Here is a 20,961-nt window from a genome sequence, read left to right on the forward strand (position 1 = left end):
CCTGGTGGCAAGTTATATGCGAAGCAATGGTTGTATCGCAGAAAAAAGAACCGCCCAAAAGACGGTTCCTCTAACGCTGCCAAGAAATCAGCTAATATTTTACACACAGCTCTGCTGTTCTGGTGCTTGTTTATGCATCCGGGGACATGGGCTGCTCCTCGTCCTGCTTCTTTTTATAAAGCAATCTCGAGGTAGCTATTCCCGCAAGCCCCAAGGCGATGAATAATGCAGCCCTTACGCCGATCGATACCCATGGCAAATCAATAATCACGACTTTCAGCAAAATGACAAACAAGAAAATAACGCCTGCCAGTCTGACGCGGGAGCGGTTCGTGATCAGCCCGAAAATAATCAGGCCGGCCGAATAAAGAATCCATGCGCCGGACAAGCTCAAATGCTGGACATCGCTGCTGAAGGATTTGCTTAATACATGGGCAATCTGGGTTAGGAAAATGAGACAAAGCGCTGCCTCAACCCAGTTGAAGACGTTCCAAAGAGAATGGATCCATTTAGGCTCCTGTTCATTTTTTACCATAAAATATGGAATCGGCATGCTGATTACGAGCAAAAACCAGGCCAGCGTCTCGCTGGAGAAAAACGCAGGTATAAGGCTGAATAAAATAAGCAATGCGCTAAACAAGTACAAGGTTAAGCCGACGATTTGCTGCAGCAGGCTTCTCAGCTTAATGCCAAGCGCGAAGGAGAGCATGCCCAAGACAAGCAGCACGCTGGCCTTGTAGTTGTTGCCTACGCTGTCGACGATAAATACGACCCAGCCGTATGTAGCAATGGAAGCGAATAGCTGCGACATTTCTTTGTGCTTTAAGGACAGCACGGTGGTCACGCTATACAGGATGGACAATAAAGCCATTAGAATGCTGAACGTGTATCCTTCCTCTCCGGAGTACAGTCCGATGATCCAAAGGGAGAGCAGGAAAAAGCCAATCGGCAGCAAAATCATCTGATCCAGCTTATGCCGGTAGCGTCGGGCCACTGTAATTCCATATAATACGAAATGCTGTAATAATACAGCGATTAAGAAGAGATATTTGCTCTTATCGTATAGGCCTTGCACATACAGGATTAAGAGCGGTACATGTGGGACGGAAATGGCTACGATATAAGCGGCCCGGAAATTGAAACGCATTGCTACGAGCATCATGGCGATAGAAAAAATGGCCTCGTACAGCACGAACATCCACGGGCTGGCCGGGGACTTGACCAGAAACGGTATGAGGTATCCGGACAGCAAGGCAATGATGACCAGCGTTTGCGATCGATGATGAACCGCTATGAACACGCCAAAGGCGATGGACATGATGTACAGGACAAAGGCAATGCCAAGCGGTATCAAGTTATAGAGCATATGCGCGGCAAATAGAGTGAGCACCAGCACGGCGTTCGCTCCGCCTAGAAGGACCTGCCCCAACGCCTCGCGCTGCTGGCGAACCTGCCTGTCTCCAAACCAGTACATGACTGCGGCGAGGACGGCTCCTAGCAGGCAGCGCAGCGGCTCATTTAAATATCCGGCGTTGACAGCGGCCATGAACAGCCAGAGTACGCCGAGCAATAACACCACGATGAAAACCCGCGGCAGCCATACCCGTGAAATCGCGTATTCCCAATCTTGCGAGGAGCGGGGTGTATTCGCCGGAGGCTTCACATACGGAGGCTGCTGGAATTCCGGCTGTTGGCCTGGATATGGCGCTCCCGCAGGAGGCGCCTGGTTCAGGAACAGTGCCTGTTGCTGCTGGCTGTACTGCTGAGCATCAGGGGATGCTTCCTGACTCAAAGAGTGCCCCTGCTGATCGTAATGTGGCGGCTCCTGCTGGTACATTTGTTGATGATCGTGTTGTAAGCTCCCCTGTTGCCCCCCTTGTTGCTGCTCCTGTTGTTGCTCATGTTGGTGTGGGTGTTGATATTGATGTTGTTGTTGTTGTTGTTGTTGTTGTTGTTGATGCTGCTGTGGATGCTGATATTGATGTTGTTGCTCATGCTGGTATGGATGCTGATATTGATGTTGCTGCGAGCGACGAGGATCCCACCCAGGATGGTCAGTTTGCTGCTGGTTATGCTGCATGCCAACGAATGTGTCTTGATTTTGGACATGATCTTGCTGGTAGTGCTGTTGTTGGGACTGCTGCTCTAGTTGCGGGTCCGGTTGCTGACGTTGGTCGTTTAGATACTGTTGTTGTTGCTGATGATGCTGATGATGTTGTTGTTCTGGTTGCCGGTAAACTTGCTGATGTTGTTGATGTTGGTGATGCAAAAGCTCCTGCTGTGGATGCAGCTGTTGCTCGGAGTGTAAATGTTCCTGCTGCGGGTGCAGTTGTTGCTGCTGTGGGGCTTGCGGGTTCCATGGCGGCGGTCCGGATTGCTGACCCTGCCGCTGTGCCCGAAGGGACGAATCAAGGGCGGGATCCTGGTTCGCTTCCTTTTCTAGTACCGGGTACATAGGTTTTGATACAGGTCCTTCGCCTTGTTTCAGCTCAGACAGTTGTTCGCTTATCTTTCTTAATTCTTCCTCCAGTTCTCTGATCTTTTTGTCTTTATCCAAGTTCGTATCACCTCTGCTTGTTTAAATGTTGAACACTCTGATTACGATACCTGATCAACCATTGACAATAACGGATGGCTGGCAATCCTTCAAGTCCATATTTTGGAAGTGAATACTTTAGGTTTATAGTACCGAATTTTTATTGTTTAACTTATAATAAATGGATTTATAGCAGTTAGTTCCTGCAGCAAGAAAGGGAAATTCGATTTACATGGATTTCTTGTCATTAGAATAAGGGAAATTGCCAGCAATGGGCTGAATCCTTCATTTTAGGCGCAAAAATCCATCTAATCCCCAGAAATAGTTATTTTACGCCTAATTAGTTACATCATTTCCAATTAATATGCTGCGTTTGGTGTTTATGCATCTCAATGTCGATTGCAAACCTAACAACCAAATTATGAATTTTGCTGAGAATCCCTCTCCTAGATGCCATTTGTGTGGTAGTATATGTAGTTGAGCCCGAAATAGGAGAATTATCCGGTGGTATAATGATGGTATGAGGCAAAAAGAAATACAAAGGAAACAAGGAATTGAAAGAGGAGAACTGAACTTGGAAGATTATAATGAAATGCTTGAACAAATGAATATCCAGCATGCGATTATCGGGGAAGTGACGACAAGCCTGCCTGACATTCTTCAAGATTTGACGAAGGTCCGTTTGTCATCGCTTGCTTCGGCCTGCAATTTGCCTGGACGTTCCAAGATGAAAAAGCAAGAATTAATAGAAGCGCTAACAGCATACATGACCGATGCGGAGCATCTGCAATCCGCCCTGCTGATTGTCGGCGGCCTGGAATGGCAATTGTTCGAATCGCTTCTTCGTCAACCTGTTCTGCAGAACAATCTCATTCTAATTGAGCACTACTGGTATTTAATGAACCGTGGGCTAGTATTTACTTATTTCAGCGAGGGTCAGCTTTATGTCGTCATGCCGGACGAGATTAGAGAAGCCTATGCCAAGCTGGATCACGCGAAATTCCATCAACAACGGGCGAGTGTACAGCTCGTTCATGAGTATATATTAGCTATGACGCACTTATACGGTGTGATTGAGCCGGATAAGGTCATTGAAATTTACAATGCGCAGAACAGCGAACAGCTCGATCAGAAACGGTTCAAGGAGCTGCTTGGAGAGTTAACGAGCAGAGAACAGAATTATACGATGGAGGACGGCTTCATCGTCGACGGATATTTGTCTCTAGAGGATTCGCAAGGAGAGCTTAAAGAACTGCTGGCGCAAGTACAAGGCAAGCCTTATTTCATTCCGAAACGCGAAGAGCTGCTGAAATACGCCGATGAAGATTACTTCGAGATGACGCCGCAGCTGACGAAGCTGAGAGCATACATCATGAAGGAAATTTCCCGGGATGCGGAAATGATCGACTATCTTATCGACGATATACAGTTAGCCTGCACGATGCAAGCGACCTCGGGAGAGCTGATCCGTGAATTCGAGAGAAGAGGCCTGAAATTCCAAAGCATGGAGCAGGCGGATACGGTTATCGGTCTAATGAACGATGTGTACAACCATACAAGACTGTGGATCCATAGAGGTCATACTCCTTTTGAGATGAACCGGATTTCCGGAAATGTGGAGCTGAGAGCGGCACATCGCCAGCTAAGTCCATTGAACAAAAGCCAGGTGTCCGTCACCAAAATCGGCCGCAACGAACCATGCCCGTGCGGCAGCGGCTTCAAGTACAAAAAATGCTGCGGCAAATAAAATGAAATGCCAAAAATTTGACAACACTTGTAAAGACAGATACAGTAATAGTGAAAATGAATAGGAAGTCCACTAGGGGAGCCGGCAGCGGCTGAGACAAGATCGTAATCTTGGACCCTTTGAACCTGATCTAGTTCGTACTAGCGTAGGAAAGTGGAGTCGGAATCCGATGCCTGACACTTATTGCAGCTTGCTGCCCGTGTAAAGGTGGCGTTGAATGAGGCCGCTCCATTGATGGAGCGGCCTTTTTGGTATTTTTGCATGTGCGGCATCGTCCCTAACGGCTTCCTGATCATGTTCGCATTATATCCGGAGGTGGGGAACCATGAGTTTTACGCAGGAGCTTCGACAGAAGGCGGACGGTATCTTTCAGGCTATTTTTGAACACCCTTTTGTGAGAGGAATCGCTAACGGCGACTTGCGGAAGGAGCAGCTCATTCACTACGTCAAGCAGGATCATGAATATTTAACGGCGTATATGCGGATTTACGGCATTGCCATATCCAAATGCTCGAGCCGCGACGAGATCGAAATGTTTAATCAGCAAATCTCTTTCATTCTGAACAGTGAAGTTCATCCGCATCATAACTTCTGTGCGGTTGCCGGAGTCAGCTATGATGAAATGCAGGGTTATGCGCTCGCTCCGGGGGCACATCATTATATCCGCCACATGCTGAACGTGGCTCATGAAGGAAGCCTGGCTGAAATTATGGCAGTGCTGCTGCCGTGTCCGTGGACTTACCTGGAGATTGGCGAGAAGCTGATGAGAGAAGTGCAGCCGACCGAGGCCCATCCATTCTATGAATGGATCCATTTCTATGCGACGCGGACGAATACGACCGCTAAATTCTCCGAGCGTCTGGACAAGTGGGCGGAAATTACGACCGAGCTTGAACGCAAAAAAATGACCGAGCACTATCTATTGAGCTGCCAGCTCGAGTATATGTTCTGGGATATGGCCTATAACGTTCAGGATTGGCCGGTGTCCATGAATACGGCGGAATACGCATTATAAGTGAGGCGGATCATAATGAATACACTGGAAAACGATATAACAGCACTTCTTACAAAGGTTCAGAGAACCAAACCGCTTATTCATAATATGACCAACGTAGTAGTTACCAATTTTACAGCAAACGGGCTATATGCTCTTGGTGCATCTCCCGTCATGGCGTATGCGCCGGAGGAGGTGGCCGATATGGCGAAAATTGCCGGGGCGCTCGTGCTCAACATCGGCACGTTGACGAAGGAGCAGGTCGAGGCGATGATCATCGCCGGAAAATCGGCGAACGAGCATGGCGTACCGGTGCTGCTTGACCCGGTTGGGGCCGGGGCAACGGCGTTCCGCACGGCGTCGGCGCTGCGGATTCTCCGCGAGGTGAAGGTCTCCCTCGTGCGGGGAAATGCGGCGGAAATCGCCAACCTTATCGGCGAGTCGCGTGAAATCAAAGGCGTTGACGCCGGAGATGGCGCCGACAATGAGAACGCCGGACTTGGGCTGCGGGCTTCGCGGCAGCTGAATGCGATCGTAGCGATTACAGGCAAGGAGGATGTTATCTCGGACGGGAGCCTGTGCCGGGTCGTTAGCGGCGGGGATGCGCTGCTGACCCAGGTGACGGGAGCAGGCTGCCTGCTGACATCGGTGCTGGGCGCTTTTGCCGCGGTGGAGAAGGATTTGCTGCTGGCGGGTACGGCTGGGCTGGCCTTTTACGGCGCGGCTGCCTCCCGGGCGGCTGAGCGCACATCTGAAATCGGCCCGGGCAGTTTCCAAGCCGCTTTTCTCGATGAGTTGGCCAAACTTCACCCTCACTCCCTGAAGGGACATGCTGCGGTTCGAGAATTTCAGGCCTCCGCCACAGGGGAGGCGTTGATATGAACATAGCCAGAGCACTTACGGTTGCCGGTTCGGATAGCGGAGGCGGTGCGGGCATACAGGCCGATCTCAAGACATTCCAGGAGCTGGATGTCTTCGGCATGTCGGCCATTACGGCCATCACGGTGCAGAATACGCTGGGTGTTCAGGGCGTGTACCCGCTGCCGCCGCAAGCTGCTGCAGAGCAAATCGATGCCGTAAGCACCGATCTTGGCGTCGATGCCTTGAAGACGGGGATGCTGTTCAGCGCCGAGATCATTGAAGCGGTGGCTGGACGCATCAAGGAGCATGGCTGGCGCAATGTCGTCGTTGATCCGGTGATGATCGCCAAGGGCGGAGCAGATTTGCTGCTGCCGGAAGCCGTGCGAGCCTTGAAGGAGCAGCTGCTGCCGCTGGCGCTGATCGTCACGCCGAATATACCGGAAGCCGAGGCATTGTCCGGCATGACTATCCGCTCGATGGCGGATCGCCGTGAGGCAGCCAAGCGCATCTGCGCTTATGGCCCGGCAGTTGCCGTGATCAAGGGCGGACACGACGAGGATGGCGAGCAGGTGGTCGACCTGATCTATGACGGCACGTCTTGCACGGAGCTGAAGGGCCGGCGGATTCATACCGTTCATACGCACGGAACGGGCTGTACTTATTCCGCGGCGATAACAGCCGGACTGGCGAAGGGATTGCCGGTGCTCGAGGCGGTGCAGATGGCCCGCGATTATATCCAGGCTGCGATTGAGGACAGCCTGGAGCTGGGGCAGGGGCATGGCCCGACGAATCACTGGGCATTTCGCCGCAGAAAGGAGCAGGAGCGATGAGCGGCAGCAGCATCTCTCCTGAACAAATGCGCCGGTACTTGCAGATGTACCTGGTCATCGGCAGCGTGAACTGCCGGGAGGAGCCGCTGCGCGTCGTGGAGGAAGCGTTGAGCGGGGGCGCGACGATGGTCCAGTTCCGCGAGAAGGGCCCGGGCGCGCTGACCGGGGAGGCCAAGCTTGCGCTCGCTCTTGAGCTGCAAGCGGCCTGCCGCCGCGCCGGGGTGCCATTCATCGTCAACGATGACGTGGAGCTAGCCGCCCGGATTGGGGCGGACGGCATCCACGTCGGTCAGGACGATGAAGCCGCGGGAGCCGTTCGCGCACGGATCGGCAACCGCATCCTCGGCGTGTCCGCGCACACGGTGAAGGAGGCGCGGACAGCGCTTGTTCACGGCGCCGACTATATCGGCGTCGGCCCGGTCTACCCGACGATCTCCAAGGATGACGCGCGCCCGGTGCAGGGGACGGGAATGATCCAGGAGATGCGGGCGCAAGGGATCCAACTGCCGATCGTCGGTATTGGGGGCATTACCGCAGAGCGTGCCGCTGAGGTGGTACGAGCAGGCGCGGACGGCGTTGCTGTCATCTCCGCGGTTACGCAGGCGGCGAATGTGCGCGAAGCTGCCGGAGATCTGCTGGAGCAGGTCGCCCGGGCAGCCGGACGATAACAGAACGGCGCGGACTCTGAAGCATCAAAGCAGGCCGCAGATTCATCACTGGAATCTGCGGCCTTTTTGTCGTATAAAAAATTCAGTTATTTGGTCTCAGAAACAAAAACTGGAATTTTACGTCTAATTAAATACGAGTCATATTTTTCCGCTCACGCACATATAATGTATAAACAAATGCCCCTTTTTTCGGTACAAACTATGCCGCACCTTATAGGCTCTATAAAGACTAAAGAGATTGCGAGCAAGATGATAGGAAAGGAAGCGACCCGCCTGGAGCGATGCTTAAGGGGGATTGCTTCCCGAGCAGCTGCTTTATGAGTCTACTCCTGTTTCCGTTGCCTGTATTCCTCATTTCGTTTTCGTGTCCGCATGATCTGCAGCTTTAGCAGCTTCGGCATGAGCTTCAAGGCTCTTGACCTGCTGGCTTAAGAGGTGGATCGTATCGTCCATTTTGTCCAGCTTTTCGCCCATCGTTTGCAGTAAGTATTTGATCAGGATAAAGCTTAGAGTAACGGGAAAACCGACGTTCGTGACCAGCGTAACCATATCAGCAACCTGCATCATCGCTCCCTCCTTTCTTCTAAATGTCCTTTCACAATATAGAGAAAATAATCAGGGAGAATTACAACCAAGAATATAGAAATAAATGTTATAATTTCAATAAATAAGGTGATTTCTCAGTTGTTAATTTTCGAAGAATTTTTCCCTATAGGTAGAAGATGATTTTGAAAGGGGGAGGTAGCTTTGGAAGAACAACAAACCGTGTACGAGCAATATCGCAGAGAAGTGTATCGGATCGCCTGGCGGATTCAGTATCGAGCAAAGGTCGTGCGGAAGCGGGAGTGTTCATTTGGCGGAATGGAACCGGCCACAACCAGTTTCACCTCATCTTCTGATAACAAAATCGTCGTAAGACAGTTGATTAATGCCCTCCCGTCTGACACGGGCCGATCGATTATATTCAAGATCTATATTCAAGACAAAACCGAGCAGGAGGTTGCCCGTGAGTTGAACATGAGTCAGCAAGGGGTGAACAAATGGAAGCGAAAGATGATCAAAGAATTGTCCCGGATGGTGAGTTCCTGAACCTGTTGGATAAAGCAAGGCAGAATGATAAGGAATCCACCTTGAAGCTCATCGAGCTCTATAAAGGGGATATTCTGCGGGTAAGCAAGTATATTCACACGTCGGAGGAAGATGCCGTTTCGGATATTATACTAGAGTTTCTGGAATTGATTAAGGAGCGGAAGGAGTAGGCAAATCCCTGTGCTTTCAGGGGTTTGCCTCTTTTTTCTTTGTGCTGGAGTTATATTTTGTAAAAAATGTTGCAGCAGCGGTTGTAATCGCCGGGCCGGATGTTCCCTTATTATTGGGAACGGGATAACCGGATCATGAGGCAATTGACCGCTGGCCCGAAGACGGAGCCACAAGGCCATTCGACTGCTGGGCCGCCAGACCGCCAGACCGCAGGCATAACGGAGCTGCAAATTCCGCTTAGAGGCGCTGCAAACCGGGTCCCGCAGCCTCCTTCCGCCACTGGGAGGGCGTCACGCCTTTGTATTGCTTGAACAGCTTGGTGAAATAATTCGGGTTGCCGCAGCCGATCTGCCCGGCGATTTCCGTAATGGTGAGATCGCTGCCGCTCAGCAGCCTCATGGCCTCGTTGATCCGAATGAAGTTGACGTATTCAATCAGCGTGGAGCCGGTCGTTTTTTTGAATATTTTACAAAAATGATACGGGTTGAGATTCATCATCGCCGCTGCCTTGGATACGGTGATCGGCTCGGCATAGTGCTTATCGATATGGAGCAGCAGCTGTTTGAAGCGATCCGTGTTACGAGTATGGGCCAGATTCGCCCGCCCTTGCTGATCGCCGGGCATGAAGCGGCGGGAGAGCAGGGTGAACAGCATGTACAGCTGGCTTTTGACCATGAGCTCGTAACCGGGCTGCTTGCTTTTGAATTCGCGGATGATCTCTTCTAGAACATGCTTGAAGCGCAGATTCTCCTCGTCTTGATGACTTAGCTTGACAGGAAACAGCAGACCTCCGTCCAGATAGGGCGCAATATAGAGCGCGTGCTTCGGGTCGGGGGTTTTGCCATGCCGGAGCAGCGCCGCGTTAAACACGATGGCATAGTATTCCAGCGGCCCTTCGTCAGCGGCGTAACCTGCATGCAGAGCTCCAGAGGGGACAAGGATGATATCGCCGGGCAGTGCTTCATAGGGATTGCTGTCGATCAAGAAAACGGCCTTTCCCTCAACCACCAGCAGAATCTCGAAATGGTCATGCCAATGCAAATAGAACGAAGGGGTGCCCTTCTGCTGCTGTTCCTGGCGAAGGCGAAATATATTAAAGGGATAGGATGGATCGTTAAAATACGTATGCTCCCGCAATTCCTGGGGATGCGTCATGTCAGGCACAGCTCCTCTAGCGCAATATAGAACCCAAAAAGCACAAGATTGTATAGAGATATATTCAGGGAAGCGCTATACAATGGGCTTATGCTTCACAATATACTCAATATAGGAGTGGTTGGCAAATGCAAAACGGCAATCATTTGTTACGTATAGGCACGCTGGTGGGCGGACAGGATGCGGTACGGGTCATTCCGCAAATTTTGCCACATGGCTTCGAGTCATTCAGCCTCACCTTCTGGCAAACAACGGGCGGCATCGATTTGGCGGAGCTTGCCAAGCAGGTTCGGGAGATGATAGATGAGCACGGAGTAGTCATTTCCAGCATCGGGGTGTTCGGCAACCCGCTGACAGGAGAAGGGGATAATGCGGATACGCTGGCCAGCTGGGAGAGGGCGATCGATCATGCGCATCTGTTCGGAGCGGATATCGTCAGCGGTTTTACCGGGCGTCTGACGGACCGTCCGATCGATGAGTCGCTGCCTCGCTTCAAGGAAGTATTCGGGGAGCTGGCGAAGCGCGCAGCGGACCGGGGCGTGCGGATCGCATTCGAGAACTGCGATATGGGCGGCACCTGGTGGAAGGGAGATTGGAACATCGCTCATAACCCGCAGGCCTGGGAGATGATGTTCAACGAGGTTCCGGCCGACAATCTTGGCCTGGAATGGGAGCCCTGCCATCAGATGGTCAGTCTGATCGATCCGATTCCGCAGCTGCGGAAGTGGGTGGACAAAGTCTTCCATGTGCACGGCAAGGACGCAACGATCGCTTGGGATATCGTCAAGGAATACGGTATTCACGGACCGAAGGAATTTGTCTGGCACCGGACGCCGGGATTTGGCGACACGAACTGGACGGACATTATTACGATTTTACGTCAAGCCGGGTATAAGGGCACGATCGATATTGAGGGCTGGCATGATCCGGTCTATCAGGGCGAGCTGGAAATGACCGGCCAGGTGCATGCGCTGAATTACTTGAAGCAGTGCCGCGGCGGGGCTTTTGTGCCAAACCCGGTGTAGGGGAGAGCTGAGTGATCATCCAAGTTGGACTTAGCGACGTGGATGTCTGGCAAGGGCTTGAAATGGATTCCGAAGCATACAAGTTAAATCATAGGTGGTGTGAACAATGAGCAGGCAGCATCGGATCGTGGTCGCCGGGTGCGGCGGAATGTCGAACGTGTGGATCAAAGAGCTGCTGAAGCGGGACGATGCCCTCGTTGTCGGGCTGGTCGATGTGCATATTGGCCAGGCGGAGAAAGTCCGGGACGCCTATGGGCTGGCGTGCGGTGTTTATACCGGACTGACGGAGGCGATTGCCGATACAGGCGCGGATTTGGTCATCGACGTGACGATCCCGGACAGTCACTTCGAGATCAGCACGACGGCCATGAAGCAGGGCTGCCATGTCTTTGGCGAGAAGCCGATGGCCGCCACGATGGAGCAGGCCCGTAAAATTATTGAAACAGCGGATGCCACAGGCAGGTCAATGTCGGTCATGCAGAATCGCCGATACGACGCCAATATCCGCGCGCTGCGCGAGCTGATAACCTCCGGCACGATCGGCAGGCCCGGCATGATCAATGCGGACTTTTTTCTGGGGCCGCATTTCGGCGGGTTCCGTGATGTGATGGAGAGCCCGCTGATTCTGGATATGGCGATCCACACTTTTGACCAAGCCCGGTTTATCGCCGGCGCCGACCCGGTATCGGTCTACTGCCATGAGTTTAACCCTCCGGGCTCCTGGTACGCGGGCAATGCCTCGGCCGTCTGCATTTATGAAATGTCGGACGGCTCGGTGTTCAGCTACCGGGGCTCGTGGTGCGCGGAAGGCGCTCCGACGTCCTGGGAGGGTGACTGGCGGATCATCGGTGAGAAAGGGACGGCGATTTGGGACGGCGTCCAGGCGCCTTATGCGGAGGTCGTGAGCGCCGGCGAACAGGCGGAGCAGAAGTTCATGCGCGATACGGTGCGCGTGGAGGCGCCGCTGCGCTGGAATGGCAAGCCGGGGCATGAGGGCTGCCTGGATGAAATGTTCCTGGCTCTGAAGGAAGGCCGTCCGGCCGAGACCGATTGCCGTGATAACATCCACAGCATGGCCATGGTGCTCGGAGCGATCGAAAGCGCGAAGAGCGGACGGAAGGTTAGGCTGGGGTAACACAGTAAGCGGTTAGATGAAAAGGGTTGGAAGGAGGGGGAGCGGCATGCTCCCCCTTTATTTTTTTGCACAAGAATAAAGAAAAAACCGCCGAAAGCGGCGGCTCTGTTAATCGACGGGAATATCGATAACCACATTATATTCCTTCATGTAATGCATTCCTTTGATGCGCAGGTACTCCGGCTTGGCCTGCGAATCAAACAGCAGGGTGCGTTCCTTCAGGATCGTTCCATCCTCCAGCTTGGTTTCGATCTGGCCGACGGTCGTACGTAAAGAAATGGTCTTGCCCTGCGTTTCGATCGAGACGCCGTCAAGCAGGACATCCTCCTCGGTCGCGATCGTGATTTCCACACCTTGAGACGTGATGGTTACTTTTTTCACCCATAGCTCCTTGCCTTCCCATGTGAAGGGCTCTTCGCCAGCCGACGCGAGGGGCAGCCTTTGATCCAACTGCTGGTAACCGGCGAATTCTTTCATAACGAGCTCCAGGGATTTCAAGGGCTTGGGCAGCGGATTGTAGCGCAGGTCAAACTTTCTGCCTCCGATAGAAGATCCATGCCCGCTTCCGGTCCTCTCTACAGGCACTCCGTTGGCAATCAGCTCGATCCCGTCTAATGCTCCAGGGAGGCGGTCAAAGTTATCTACGTTTAACGAGCCTTCAATCATGGTCATCGTTGGCGTAGCGGTGATCGACTGGAAGTTTATCGTGCCTTTGTCTACTTGTGCCTTCTTGCCGATAGACTGCTTCACCTCGGTCTGCATCGCCTGGTTCGGATCATAGGCGAAGGAGAGGGTTTGGTCGATGAGCTGGTTGTTTTCCCCAAGTTCGAAATAATGCAGCGTCAGTTTTTTGGCAAAAGGGCTTACAGGCTCGAAGGTGATCGTTCCCTTCACCTCGGTCTGGCCCTCGTTGGGCTGCGATACGCCGCTTTCCAAATGGGAGTTCGTCAGAAAGCCGGTAATCCTGGACGGCTTGAACGGAGGGTCGCTCCAATCATCGATCCCCCTGGGGTTCGTCAAGGTGTAGTACAGGATCAATTGGTTGGCATCGGTCATGATGCCGTTAATCGTCAGCTCCGTTCCGTCGCTTAAGGTCGCCTTCCTGTCCACAAGCTGCCCCATCCCTTGATCGTTCAGCTCCTGCAGTGTACTGCTGATCAGCTCGTCGAAGCCAAGCAGCTTCTTGCCGTAGAAGGCAAAGGCATTATAGTTATAGCCGAAAATAACGATCAACAATATAGCGGCTGCCGCGGCCCGCCAGACCACGGATATCCGTTTAGTTCTTGCTGGGGCAGCCCCCTCCAGGGCGCTTCGTAACCGGGCTTCCAGTTCCTCCGGTGCGGCGATGGTGTTCAGGCGCCGATTCTCTTCTGTTAGCCGCTTCTCGATATTATCCATCCGTTTCACCCCCATAGAGCTCTCTCATTTTTTTTAATCCTTGAAAAATACGCGATTTCACCGTCCCGATCGGCACGCCCATCATATCCGCAATCGTCTGGTAATCGAGATCATGCCAATATTTCAATTGGATCGCTTCCTGCTGCTGTTCATTTAAATGGAGCAGCATTTGCCGGATATCCATTTGCTGATCACTGTGCCGATAAGGATCGCTAGGAAGGGCAAGGGCCAGGTCTTCTGTCAGCTTGCCGTTCATGGCCGCATCATCCAGCGGCACCAGCTTCTGGCGCTTGCGAAGCAAGGCTTTGCAGCTGTTGGCCAGAATGGTTCGGCTCCAGCTGTAGAAGGCTTCCTCCTTTTTGAGCTGGCCGATGTTCTCGTACAATCTGACGATCATATCCTCCATGGCATCCATCGCGTCATGGGAATTCCCCATGTAGGTCAACGCGAGTCTGTAATAGTCGTCTTTCTCGGCCAGGATCAGTTGGAGCAGCGCTTCTTTGTTGCCCTTTTTTGCTTTTTTTACGTATCGAACCGCATTCATTGCTTCACCTCACTCCCCTATAAGAGTCACGACCCGGGGGAAAAGTTCATTCTTTAAAAAAAATTGGCTATCTCAAAGTATACATCGTTATAATTGTTACTACTCGATCTCGCTTTATTGCTATATTTTACATGAATTCGAGTTATTACGTTATTATGTAATTACAGTTATAAGGTATAACTAATCGTGCGATGATTATACTATTGAGGAGGATACTGCGTTGGGTGGTGTAGCTAAGGTGGATAGAACTACGAATAGATCAAAGGCTATGAGATATTCACGTAAAATAGGCCGGATGGGAAACAGTTTGGGAGTTAGTATACCAAAGGCTTTAGCAGAAAAGCTTAATGTAGGGCAAGGCGATGAAATTGAATTTATAGAGAATAATAAAGGCGAAGTGGTCCTTAGAAAAGTTATTCCGACAAAGCTGCCAGATCATGTTCGCCCAGAAGTGCTCGAAGCTTTCTATGATATTTTCAACGAGGATCGGGACATCTTAGACGATTTAAGGGACCGGTAAATGGTAAAGTATTTAACCAAGGAAGAAGTCGTTGCCGGGCATTATTTTATGATGAAGCAGATGGAGGATTTGGAGCAAGCAGGGGTTAAAGATTATTCTTTGCTTGAGTCAGCGATCCATCGACCGGGGCAAACCGTATTTCATGAGGATGCTTACCCGTCATTGTTTGATAAAGCAGCTGAACTGGTCGATTCTTTAGCTAAAAATCATTGCTTCCACAACGGCAATAAGCGCACTGCTTATTTGTCTGTTAAGACCTTTCTGCTTATAAATGGTTATCATTTGAAAATGGAGAGAAGCTTTGCAGTTAACTTCATGGTTGATATCGTAACCGGAAAGTACTCCCTTGAAGATATTGCACATATTTTTGGTGAGCATTGTATTCAGGGATTTCGGTCAACTACGCGGAAATGCCCTCGGTCGTCCGGAAGAATGACCGCATTCTGATCGAGGACGGCCTGATTGAGCTGAGCGTCTGAGCGTCATGGATGTCGAAGGTACAGAAATTCGTTGTCTCATCAAAAGCGGAGGCCAACTAAAGCCGCGAAAGGGTGTAAACCTGCCGGGAATTCATACGTCTCTGACGGGGGTGACGGAAAGGGATATCCGCCATATCGGCTTCGGACTGGAACAGGAGACCGAGATGATCGCCGTCTCTTTTGTCCGCAAGGGCGATGATATTCGGGAAGTACGGCGGATTCTGGAGGAGCGCTTCGCTGGGGACAGGTTATGTGAACCCGGGCGACACGGTCGTACTTTCCGCCGGTTTGCCGCTGGGGCAGGCGGGGACGACCAACCTGATCCAGATTCAGCAGGTCAAGGCATGATGAAGCCTTAAAATTAAATCTGGAGGATGCACCAGAAGAGTCTGGTTTTGGAGCCATCTTAAAAGGATTGACAGCCTCCTGCTTGTCGTGTAAGATGTGTCTTGGTTATTACGTTGTGGTTTGCTGCAGCTGCCAGGCATGAGTGTGACAATTGCATCGCATAGATTATTTTTCGTATAACCTCGCTGAACTAACACCAAATCGGAGCGAGGGTTTCTACTGGAAGCCGTAACTTCCTAGCTACGAGAATGAGAACGGTATTGCCGATTCTTATTTCGCAGCTAGGATTTTTTGCGTTTCTGGGCTTATTTTGATATACGTTGGGGAGGATTTGCAAGGAAATGAAAATGAAATACCTATTGTCTGTATTAATTGGAGCGAGCAGCTACGGCATATTGTCGACGATTGTTGTACTCGCATATGGCCAAGGATATCAGCTTGGCGAAGTGGTGGGCACACAGTTGTTGACGGGATGCATCTTGGCGTGGCTGCTGGCCATGTATACGGCCTGGAAAGAACGCAGCAAGGGCAAGCGTTTGGGGGCAGCAGCGGAGTCGGCAGCAGATTTGACAGCAGGTCCAGCAGGTTCAATGAAATCGGAAGCAACGGCAAAACATTCGCCGAAGCTGATCTGGAAGCATAGATTGCTGCTGATGCTGGCTGGGATGCCTACTGCGATCACGGGATTGCTCTACTATCATTCGCTGCGCTATATTCCGGCTTCGCTGGCGATTGTGCTGCTGTTTCAATTCACTTGGATCAGTGTTTTAATTCAAGCGGTTAGCAAGCGGAAGCGCCCAAATGGAATTATGCTGTTTACTTTGGTATTGCTGCTCGGAGGTACGCTGCTCGCTGCTGGACTTATGGAGCAGAAGGAGACAAGTTTCCCCGCGATTGGCATTGCGCTGGGACTATTATCGGCTGTCAGCTACACCCTGTTTATTCTATTTAGCGGTAAAGCGATACCGTCGGTTCACCCGGCTTACCGCAGCGCTTGGATGATTACCGGCGGGCTGGTGCTTGTGTTCATCTTGTTTCCGCCGTACTTTTTGTTTAACGGCTTATTGTGGAGCCAACTGCTCCTGTTCGGCTTCCTGCTTGGCTTGTTTGGAGCCTTTATCCCTCCAGTGCTATTCGCGGTCGGCGTGCCTCACATCGGCGAGGGAATGGCGGGCATACTCGGAGCTGCCGAACTTCCGGTGGCCGTGCTGCTCTCCTCGTTCGTTCTTCGCGAGCACGTGACAATGCTGCAATGGGGCGGGGTCATCATCGTGCTGCTTGGGGTCATGCTGCCGGAACTCTATAAAATGCGAGCAAGAACCGCAGGGCGGTTAACTTAGCGTCGTTGTACATTTATGTCGGTGTCAGCACACCATCCTTAGATCGACTGGTTCGATTGGAGGAGGGTGTGTTTTTTGTTGTATACTTGTGCCAGAATTAACGAGAGGTGAGAGCAGTATGATCCAAGTAGCGGCAGCAATCATTGAGAATGAACAAGGGCAACTGCTAATAGCACGCCGAAAAGAAGGGAAGTCCCAAGCGGGGCTGTGGGAATTTCCGGGCGGAAAGATCGAAGAAGGCGAGTCTGGTGAAGAGTGCCTTCGCCGGGAACTCATGGAGGAAATGAATATTACGATTGAACCGTATGAATTTGTTGGCGTCAATGACCACTGGTATGGAGATGTGCATATCCGGCTGTTTGCCTGGAAGGCAGCATATCAGGCCGGGACAATTACATTAGCCGACCATGATGAATACTGCTGGATCGCCAAGAGTGAGCTTGGTTTATTTGAGTTCGCTGAGGCGGATAAGGTGTTTGTCCGGAAGCTTAGTGCGGGAGGAAACCCAGACCAATCATCCAGCAAAGCTTAAAAATGAACAAGTTTCTAGTAGGTAAAAAATACGTTAGACGTCATGGATCGGATATTCGATCTCTTTCACACGAATCCTCACCTCACGACGTTCTAACGTACAGAATGATCTGCTGTTATCGCTTTATTTATCTCTGCTCACCATATAATGTAATAAGTGCTTAAGAAAAACGTTGTTCCGGGGTATATCGTTCAATGCTTCCACGGCCCGGCAATAGTGCTCCCACATCGCCCTTCGGGCACCATCATGACCTAGAAGGGTTACAAAGGTCGAACTATTGTTTTCAATGTCCTGACGAACAGGCTTTCCCAATAAGCTGATTTCACCTTCCGAATCCAGCAAGTCATCCTTAATCTGGAAGGCGATGCCTGCATGGTAGGCATATTTCTTTAATGATGCTATTTCCGCCTCGTTGACTTGAGCCAGAATGGCAGGCATCACCAGGCAAGCTTCAAAGGCGATCCCTGTTTTGTAGAAGCATATCGTATTCAACTGCTCAAGGGTTAACAATTGTCCCCTGGCTTCTAAATCCATGGCCTGACCCATGCAGATTTCGCCGGCCTTTTGGGATGAATATCGCATCAAGGCGAGTACGGCCGTGGCCTCAAAACCGCTCAGGGAGGACTGCTCTTCAACGGCTTTCTGAATCAGATACAGCCCCGTCAGCTCCGCGGTGGCGCTATTATGAACCTGATGAAGAGTCGGGCGTCCCCGGCGGGTAGGCGCATTGTCCTGTGAGGGCAGATCGTCGAAAATCAAAGAGGCTGTATGCATATACTCCAATGATTTCAGCAGCGGCATGATCGCCGCGGGCTCCAGGCCATATTCATTAACCCCCATGACCCACGTTAAAATAGGCCGAAGACGTTTGCCGTCTCCTTGAAGACTATAGTTCGCGGCATCAATTAGCGAATTTGTGACGGGCGGCATTTCTCCCGCTTTAGGAATTTGCAATTGTTGATTGATCTCGCGGCGGACAGAATGAATCGTATCGATGAAGCTATCCTTCTCTTTGCGGCTGTTTCTCAGTACAGTGATGATTTGATCCCGAAGCAGCTTGTCAAGAAAGTCCACATCGTCCGCTTGCTGAACCATACGCTGGATGAGCCGGTTGAATTCCGGATTTCCCGAGGTAAAGATGCTCATGGTTTCGTTGTATTTCGCTTCCCCAAGGCGATCCTTGAAGCGTTTTAATCCGTTGATGGCACGATTCAGGATAATGTCCCGTGTTCTGGCATCTGAACGATACACGTCGTGGATCAAATAGGAAATGACCGTCCAGTACAATTCATACGGATTCATCAGGTCCGGACGCTGCTTGCTGTGCTGCAAATAATAGGTGTAGGGCGTCACGGCACCGGCCTTCATATCATCGAACATATCCGCAAAATCATCAGCGAGCTGGTTGTAGATCCCGTAGTAGAACGTCCGCTGCTCGAAGCCTTCATCCTCGGGTGCGCCAATGACGGAGCGGACAATCAATCGGGAAGAAGAGGATTTCAGAATAACAGGCAGGTACAGCTCCTCGTTGGTGTAGGCAGGATGGGACAGCTCCTTGACACGGTCCAGATGCTGAGCATGGAAAAATACATAGGCTTGCTCAAAAAAGATATTGATGGTTTTCGGCGACTGGGAGTTTCTAATATATTCAAAAGCTTCCCGAAGCTCTGAATATACATACTGGATGAAGTCCCTGTTCTCGCCGTCCCACTCTCCGGATTCCGGAACAGAGCCGGTAAGCAGTGCAGTTCTGATCATGCGGGAATATTGTTCCTTCTCCCCGGTATTTAGAATTTCTGAATCAAGGAGATCGTCAATAAAAGGATAGGTCAGTCCATAGGAGTAACCGAGGCGGATCGCCTCATCAAGCCGTTTCGAGCGCTCATCAGCCGGCAGGCTATCGTTCATCTCATCCATGACATGAAGCACGACGCCGATGATGATTTTCATCAGTTTTCTCTGGGCATGCTCCGCATCCATTCCCTGAGGGATATGGGTGGATACGCGGTTCAGTTTTTCGATTAGCCAGATAACGGCGTCCTCTATGTTCTCCTTCTGCGCCCATCGGTATAGTCCGGCCATATTCATGAATTCTGGAGGGTCTCCCTGTTTGGTACTGGTGTAGCGAAGCAGGTATCTTTTAACATCCGCTGCTGTACGCTCTATGCGAGCCAGGGTATCTGGAGAATCGAGGGTTTTGCCCAAGTCACGCATGTAAATATAAGAAATGCTTCGATCCAGATAGCCGTCCAATTTGCCGGAGCGATTCAGCCAGCTGATATATTGATGATAGCCCAGTGCATCAGGCGTCTTGCTGCCGCGTGGAAGCCAGGAATGCCAGAAGCGGGGAACATGGCTCTTTTTCCACCGTTGAATATCAGTTGTCAATGTTTGAACATACGTATGATTCATAGCCCGCATTTGCAGAGATGCGTAATACTCAAGTGCCTTCTGCTCAGCCCTTTTATACCCTGTATTGGCTTGAATTGTAATTACCTCATTCATTGTTGGCTTCCCTCAATTTCTAGTTGTTTAGTGGACGGATGATGCTTACATCATATACGTGAAAGAAACTTATTGGTTACAACATCGGCCCATACACTTTGGTAAAATAGGCTGGGGTGACAGTGATGCAAATAAACAGGCTGCTTGAAATTGTTTATATTTTATTGGATAAAAAGCAGGTAACCGCCAAGCAATTGGCCGAGCAGTTCGAAGTATCGCAGCGGACGATTTACCGCGATATAGATACATTGAGTGCGGCGGGAATCCCCGTATATACGAGTAAGGGGAAGGGCGGAGGTATTCGTCTGCTTGATCAGTTTGTGCTGGGCAAATCGATGCTGTCAGACAAGGAACAGGTGGACATCCTCTCTTCGCTTCAAGGCTTGAATGCCCTGAATGTTCCAGATGTGGAGCCCGTGCTGAGTAAGCTCGCAGCCATATTCAACAAAGAGTCCACCAGCTGGATTGATGTCGATTTCTCCCGGTGGGGCTCTGATGCTTCGGAGCAGGAGAAGTTCAACTTATTGAAAACGGCGATTTTAAACAGAAATGTAGTGGCCTTTGATTATTATAGTTCCTATGGAGTAAAAACCGAGAGAATCGCAGAGCCTGTAAAGCTGATTTTTAAAGGGCAAGGCTGGTATATTTATGGATTTTGCAGGTTGAAAAATGACTTCAGAATGTTCAAGGTGACCCGAATCAAAAATCTGGCTTGCTCTCAAGAAACATTTAGCAGAGAGAAGCTGGGGGAAGTCTGGAGTTATCCCTCCAATATAAATCATAGAACGGTAAAGCTTGTTTTAAAAATGGAGTCCAGCATGGCTTATAGGGTCTATGACGAATTTGACCAGAATGGAATAACTAAACTTCCGGACGGAAGCTTTATTGTAGAGGTTACTTATGTCGAGGATGAGTGGGTGTACGGGTACATTTTGTCTTACGGTGCTGCTGCTGAGGTGATAGAACCGGAGCATGTCCGGAATATTATAAAGCAAAAGCTGGAGGCGAGTTTAAGAAAATATTCATGAGCTAGTTTTTATAATATGACATGCTGTTGTCAAATTAGGGCTGCTATACTGACCTC

General features: G+C 50.9%; 21 protein-coding genes, 1 pseudogene and 2 riboswitches. Of the genes and pseudogenes, 16 read left to right on the forward strand and 6 right to left on the reverse strand.

Features of this window, described 5'->3' with window-relative positions; genetic code table 11:
• Positions 1-130 precede the first annotated feature (130 nt).
• The gene (locus QNH46_RS06130) at positions 131-1,792 is read right to left on the reverse strand and encodes a DUF2339 domain-containing protein (protein ID WP_283927324.1); all 1,662 of its coding nucleotides are present in this window, start codon (positions 1,790-1,792) and stop codon (positions 131-133) included.
• On the opposite strand from QNH46_RS06130, the gene QNH46_RS06135 reads away from it, so the two are divergent.
• From QNH46_RS06135 to thiE, 6 genes are all read left to right on the forward strand, one after another.
• Positions 1,777-2,457 carry a hypothetical protein gene (locus QNH46_RS06135; RefSeq protein ID WP_283927325.1) on the forward strand — a complete coding sequence of 227 codons (681 nt, stop codon included), beginning with the start codon at positions 1,777-1,779 and terminating at the stop codon, positions 2,455-2,457. The genes QNH46_RS06130 and QNH46_RS06135 overlap by 16 nt on opposite strands.
• A gap of 653 nt (positions 2,458-3,110) precedes the next feature.
• On the forward strand, positions 3,111-4,283 hold the full coding sequence (locus tag QNH46_RS06140; protein WP_283927326.1) for a Rho termination factor N-terminal domain-containing protein: 1,173 nt from the start codon (positions 3,111-3,113) through the stop codon (positions 4,281-4,283).
• A 64-nt stretch (positions 4,284-4,347) separates the two neighbouring features.
• A riboswitch (TPP riboswitch) is annotated at positions 4,348-4,452 on the forward strand.
• A 156-nt stretch (positions 4,453-4,608) separates the two neighbouring features.
• The gene (gene tenA, locus QNH46_RS06145) at positions 4,609-5,298 is read left to right on the forward strand and encodes a thiaminase II (RefSeq protein ID WP_283927327.1); all 690 of its coding nucleotides are present in this window, start codon (positions 4,609-4,611) and stop codon (positions 5,296-5,298) included.
• Between the two features lie 15 nt (positions 5,299-5,313).
• On the forward strand, positions 5,314-6,159 hold the full coding sequence (thiM, locus tag QNH46_RS06150; protein ID WP_283927328.1) for a hydroxyethylthiazole kinase: 846 nt from the start codon (positions 5,314-5,316) through the stop codon (positions 6,157-6,159).
• Positions 6,156-6,968, forward strand: coding sequence for a bifunctional hydroxymethylpyrimidine kinase/phosphomethylpyrimidine kinase (gene thiD, locus QNH46_RS06155; RefSeq protein WP_283927329.1), 813 nt, complete (start codon positions 6,156-6,158; stop codon positions 6,966-6,968). Before thiM ends, thiD begins: the two co-directional genes overlap by 4 nt.
• A complete protein-coding gene (gene thiE, locus QNH46_RS06160; protein ID WP_283927330.1) occupies positions 6,965-7,636 on the forward strand; it encodes a thiamine phosphate synthase in 672 nt (223 codons plus the stop codon). The genes thiD and thiE overlap by 4 nt, the downstream gene beginning before the upstream one ends.
• A gap of 351 nt (positions 7,637-7,987) precedes the next feature.
• Here the strand turns inward: thiE and QNH46_RS06165 are convergent, their stop codons facing one another.
• Entirely contained in the window at positions 7,988-8,200 is a 213-nt protein-coding gene (locus QNH46_RS06165; protein ID WP_283927331.1) for a hypothetical protein, read from the reverse strand.
• Between the two features lie 183 nt (positions 8,201-8,383).
• Here QNH46_RS06165 and QNH46_RS06170 point away from each other — a divergent pair, with 183 nt between their 5' ends.
• Both QNH46_RS06170 and QNH46_RS06175 read left to right on the forward strand, forming a co-directional pair.
• A complete protein-coding gene (locus QNH46_RS06170; RefSeq protein ID WP_155609639.1) occupies positions 8,384-8,725 on the forward strand; it encodes a DUF1492 domain-containing protein in 342 nt (113 codons plus the stop codon).
• 5 nt (positions 8,726-8,730) lie between these two features.
• Positions 8,731-8,895 carry a hypothetical protein gene (locus QNH46_RS06175; RefSeq protein WP_283927332.1) on the forward strand — a complete coding sequence of 55 codons (165 nt, stop codon included), beginning with the start codon at positions 8,731-8,733 and terminating at the stop codon, positions 8,893-8,895.
• Positions 8,896-9,133: 238 nt separating this feature from the next.
• Here the strand turns inward: QNH46_RS06175 and QNH46_RS06180 are convergent, their stop codons facing one another.
• A complete protein-coding gene (locus QNH46_RS06180; protein WP_283927333.1) occupies positions 9,134-10,051 on the reverse strand; it encodes an AraC family transcriptional regulator in 918 nt (305 codons plus the stop codon).
• 128 nt (positions 10,052-10,179) lie between these two features.
• Between QNH46_RS06180 and QNH46_RS06185 the strand changes: the two genes are divergently transcribed.
• Complete coding sequence (locus tag QNH46_RS06185; RefSeq protein WP_283927334.1) at positions 10,180-11,076, forward strand: sugar phosphate isomerase/epimerase family protein; 897 nt, start codon at positions 10,180-10,182, stop codon at positions 11,074-11,076.
• 106 nt (positions 11,077-11,182) lie between these two features.
• Positions 11,183-12,211: a Gfo/Idh/MocA family protein gene (locus QNH46_RS06190; protein ID WP_283927335.1), complete on the forward strand. Its 1,029-nt coding sequence runs from the start codon at positions 11,183-11,185 to the stop codon at positions 12,209-12,211.
• Positions 12,212-12,319: 108 nt separating this feature from the next.
• On the opposite strand, the gene QNH46_RS06195 is transcribed toward QNH46_RS06190, so the two are convergent.
• Both QNH46_RS06195 and QNH46_RS06200 read right to left on the reverse strand, forming a co-directional pair.
• Entirely contained in the window at positions 12,320-13,609 is a 1,290-nt protein-coding gene (locus QNH46_RS06195; protein ID WP_283927336.1) for a DUF4179 domain-containing protein, read from the reverse strand.
• Positions 13,602-14,153, reverse strand: coding sequence for a sigma-70 family RNA polymerase sigma factor (locus QNH46_RS06200; RefSeq protein WP_283927337.1), 552 nt, complete (start codon positions 14,151-14,153; stop codon positions 13,602-13,604). The genes QNH46_RS06195 and QNH46_RS06200 overlap by 8 nt, the downstream gene beginning before the upstream one ends.
• A 220-nt stretch (positions 14,154-14,373) precedes the next feature.
• On the opposite strand from QNH46_RS06200, the gene QNH46_RS06205 reads away from it, so the two are divergent.
• The 5 genes and pseudogenes from QNH46_RS06205 to QNH46_RS06225 all read left to right on the forward strand — a co-directional run bounded on the left by QNH46_RS06205 (position 14,374) and on the right by QNH46_RS06225 (position 17,372).
• Positions 14,374-14,673: an AbrB/MazE/SpoVT family DNA-binding domain-containing protein gene (locus QNH46_RS06205; protein WP_244996629.1), complete on the forward strand. Its 300-nt coding sequence runs from the start codon at positions 14,374-14,376 to the stop codon at positions 14,671-14,673.
• The gene (locus QNH46_RS06210; protein ID WP_283927338.1) at positions 14,674-15,120 is read left to right on the forward strand and encodes a type II toxin-antitoxin system death-on-curing family toxin; all 447 of its coding nucleotides are present in this window, start codon (positions 14,674-14,676) and stop codon (positions 15,118-15,120) included.
• Positions 15,063-15,391, forward strand: a pseudogene (locus QNH46_RS06215) (pyruvate kinase); the annotation flags it as partial. The gene QNH46_RS06210 and the pseudogene QNH46_RS06215, both read left to right, overlap by 58 nt.
• A 261-nt stretch (positions 15,392-15,652) precedes the next feature.
• Positions 15,653-15,763: riboswitch (purine riboswitch) on the forward strand.
• 78 nt (positions 15,764-15,841) lie between these two features.
• Positions 15,842-16,840 carry an EamA family transporter gene (locus tag QNH46_RS06220; RefSeq protein ID WP_283927339.1) on the forward strand — a complete coding sequence of 333 codons (999 nt, stop codon included), beginning with the start codon at positions 15,842-15,844 and terminating at the stop codon, positions 16,838-16,840.
• 118 nt (positions 16,841-16,958) lie between these two features.
• Entirely contained in the window at positions 16,959-17,372 is a 414-nt protein-coding gene (locus QNH46_RS06225) for a (deoxy)nucleoside triphosphate pyrophosphohydrolase (protein WP_283927340.1), read from the forward strand.
• Between the two features lie 123 nt (positions 17,373-17,495).
• On the opposite strand, the gene QNH46_RS06230 is transcribed toward QNH46_RS06225, so the two are convergent.
• Positions 17,496-19,877 carry a polyprenyl synthetase family protein gene (locus tag QNH46_RS06230; RefSeq protein WP_283927341.1) on the reverse strand — a complete coding sequence of 794 codons (2,382 nt, stop codon included), beginning with the start codon at positions 19,875-19,877 and terminating at the stop codon, positions 17,496-17,498.
• A gap of 125 nt (positions 19,878-20,002) precedes the next feature.
• On the opposite strand from QNH46_RS06230, the gene QNH46_RS06235 reads away from it, so the two are divergent.
• The gene (locus QNH46_RS06235) at positions 20,003-20,905 is read left to right on the forward strand and encodes a helix-turn-helix transcriptional regulator (RefSeq protein ID WP_283927342.1); all 903 of its coding nucleotides are present in this window, start codon (positions 20,003-20,005) and stop codon (positions 20,903-20,905) included.
• Positions 20,906-20,961 lie beyond the last annotated feature (56 nt).

It is taken from the genome of Paenibacillus woosongensis (assembly GCF_030122845.1).
Lineage (GTDB): Bacteria > Bacillota > Bacilli > Paenibacillales > Paenibacillaceae > Fontibacillus > Fontibacillus woosongensis_A.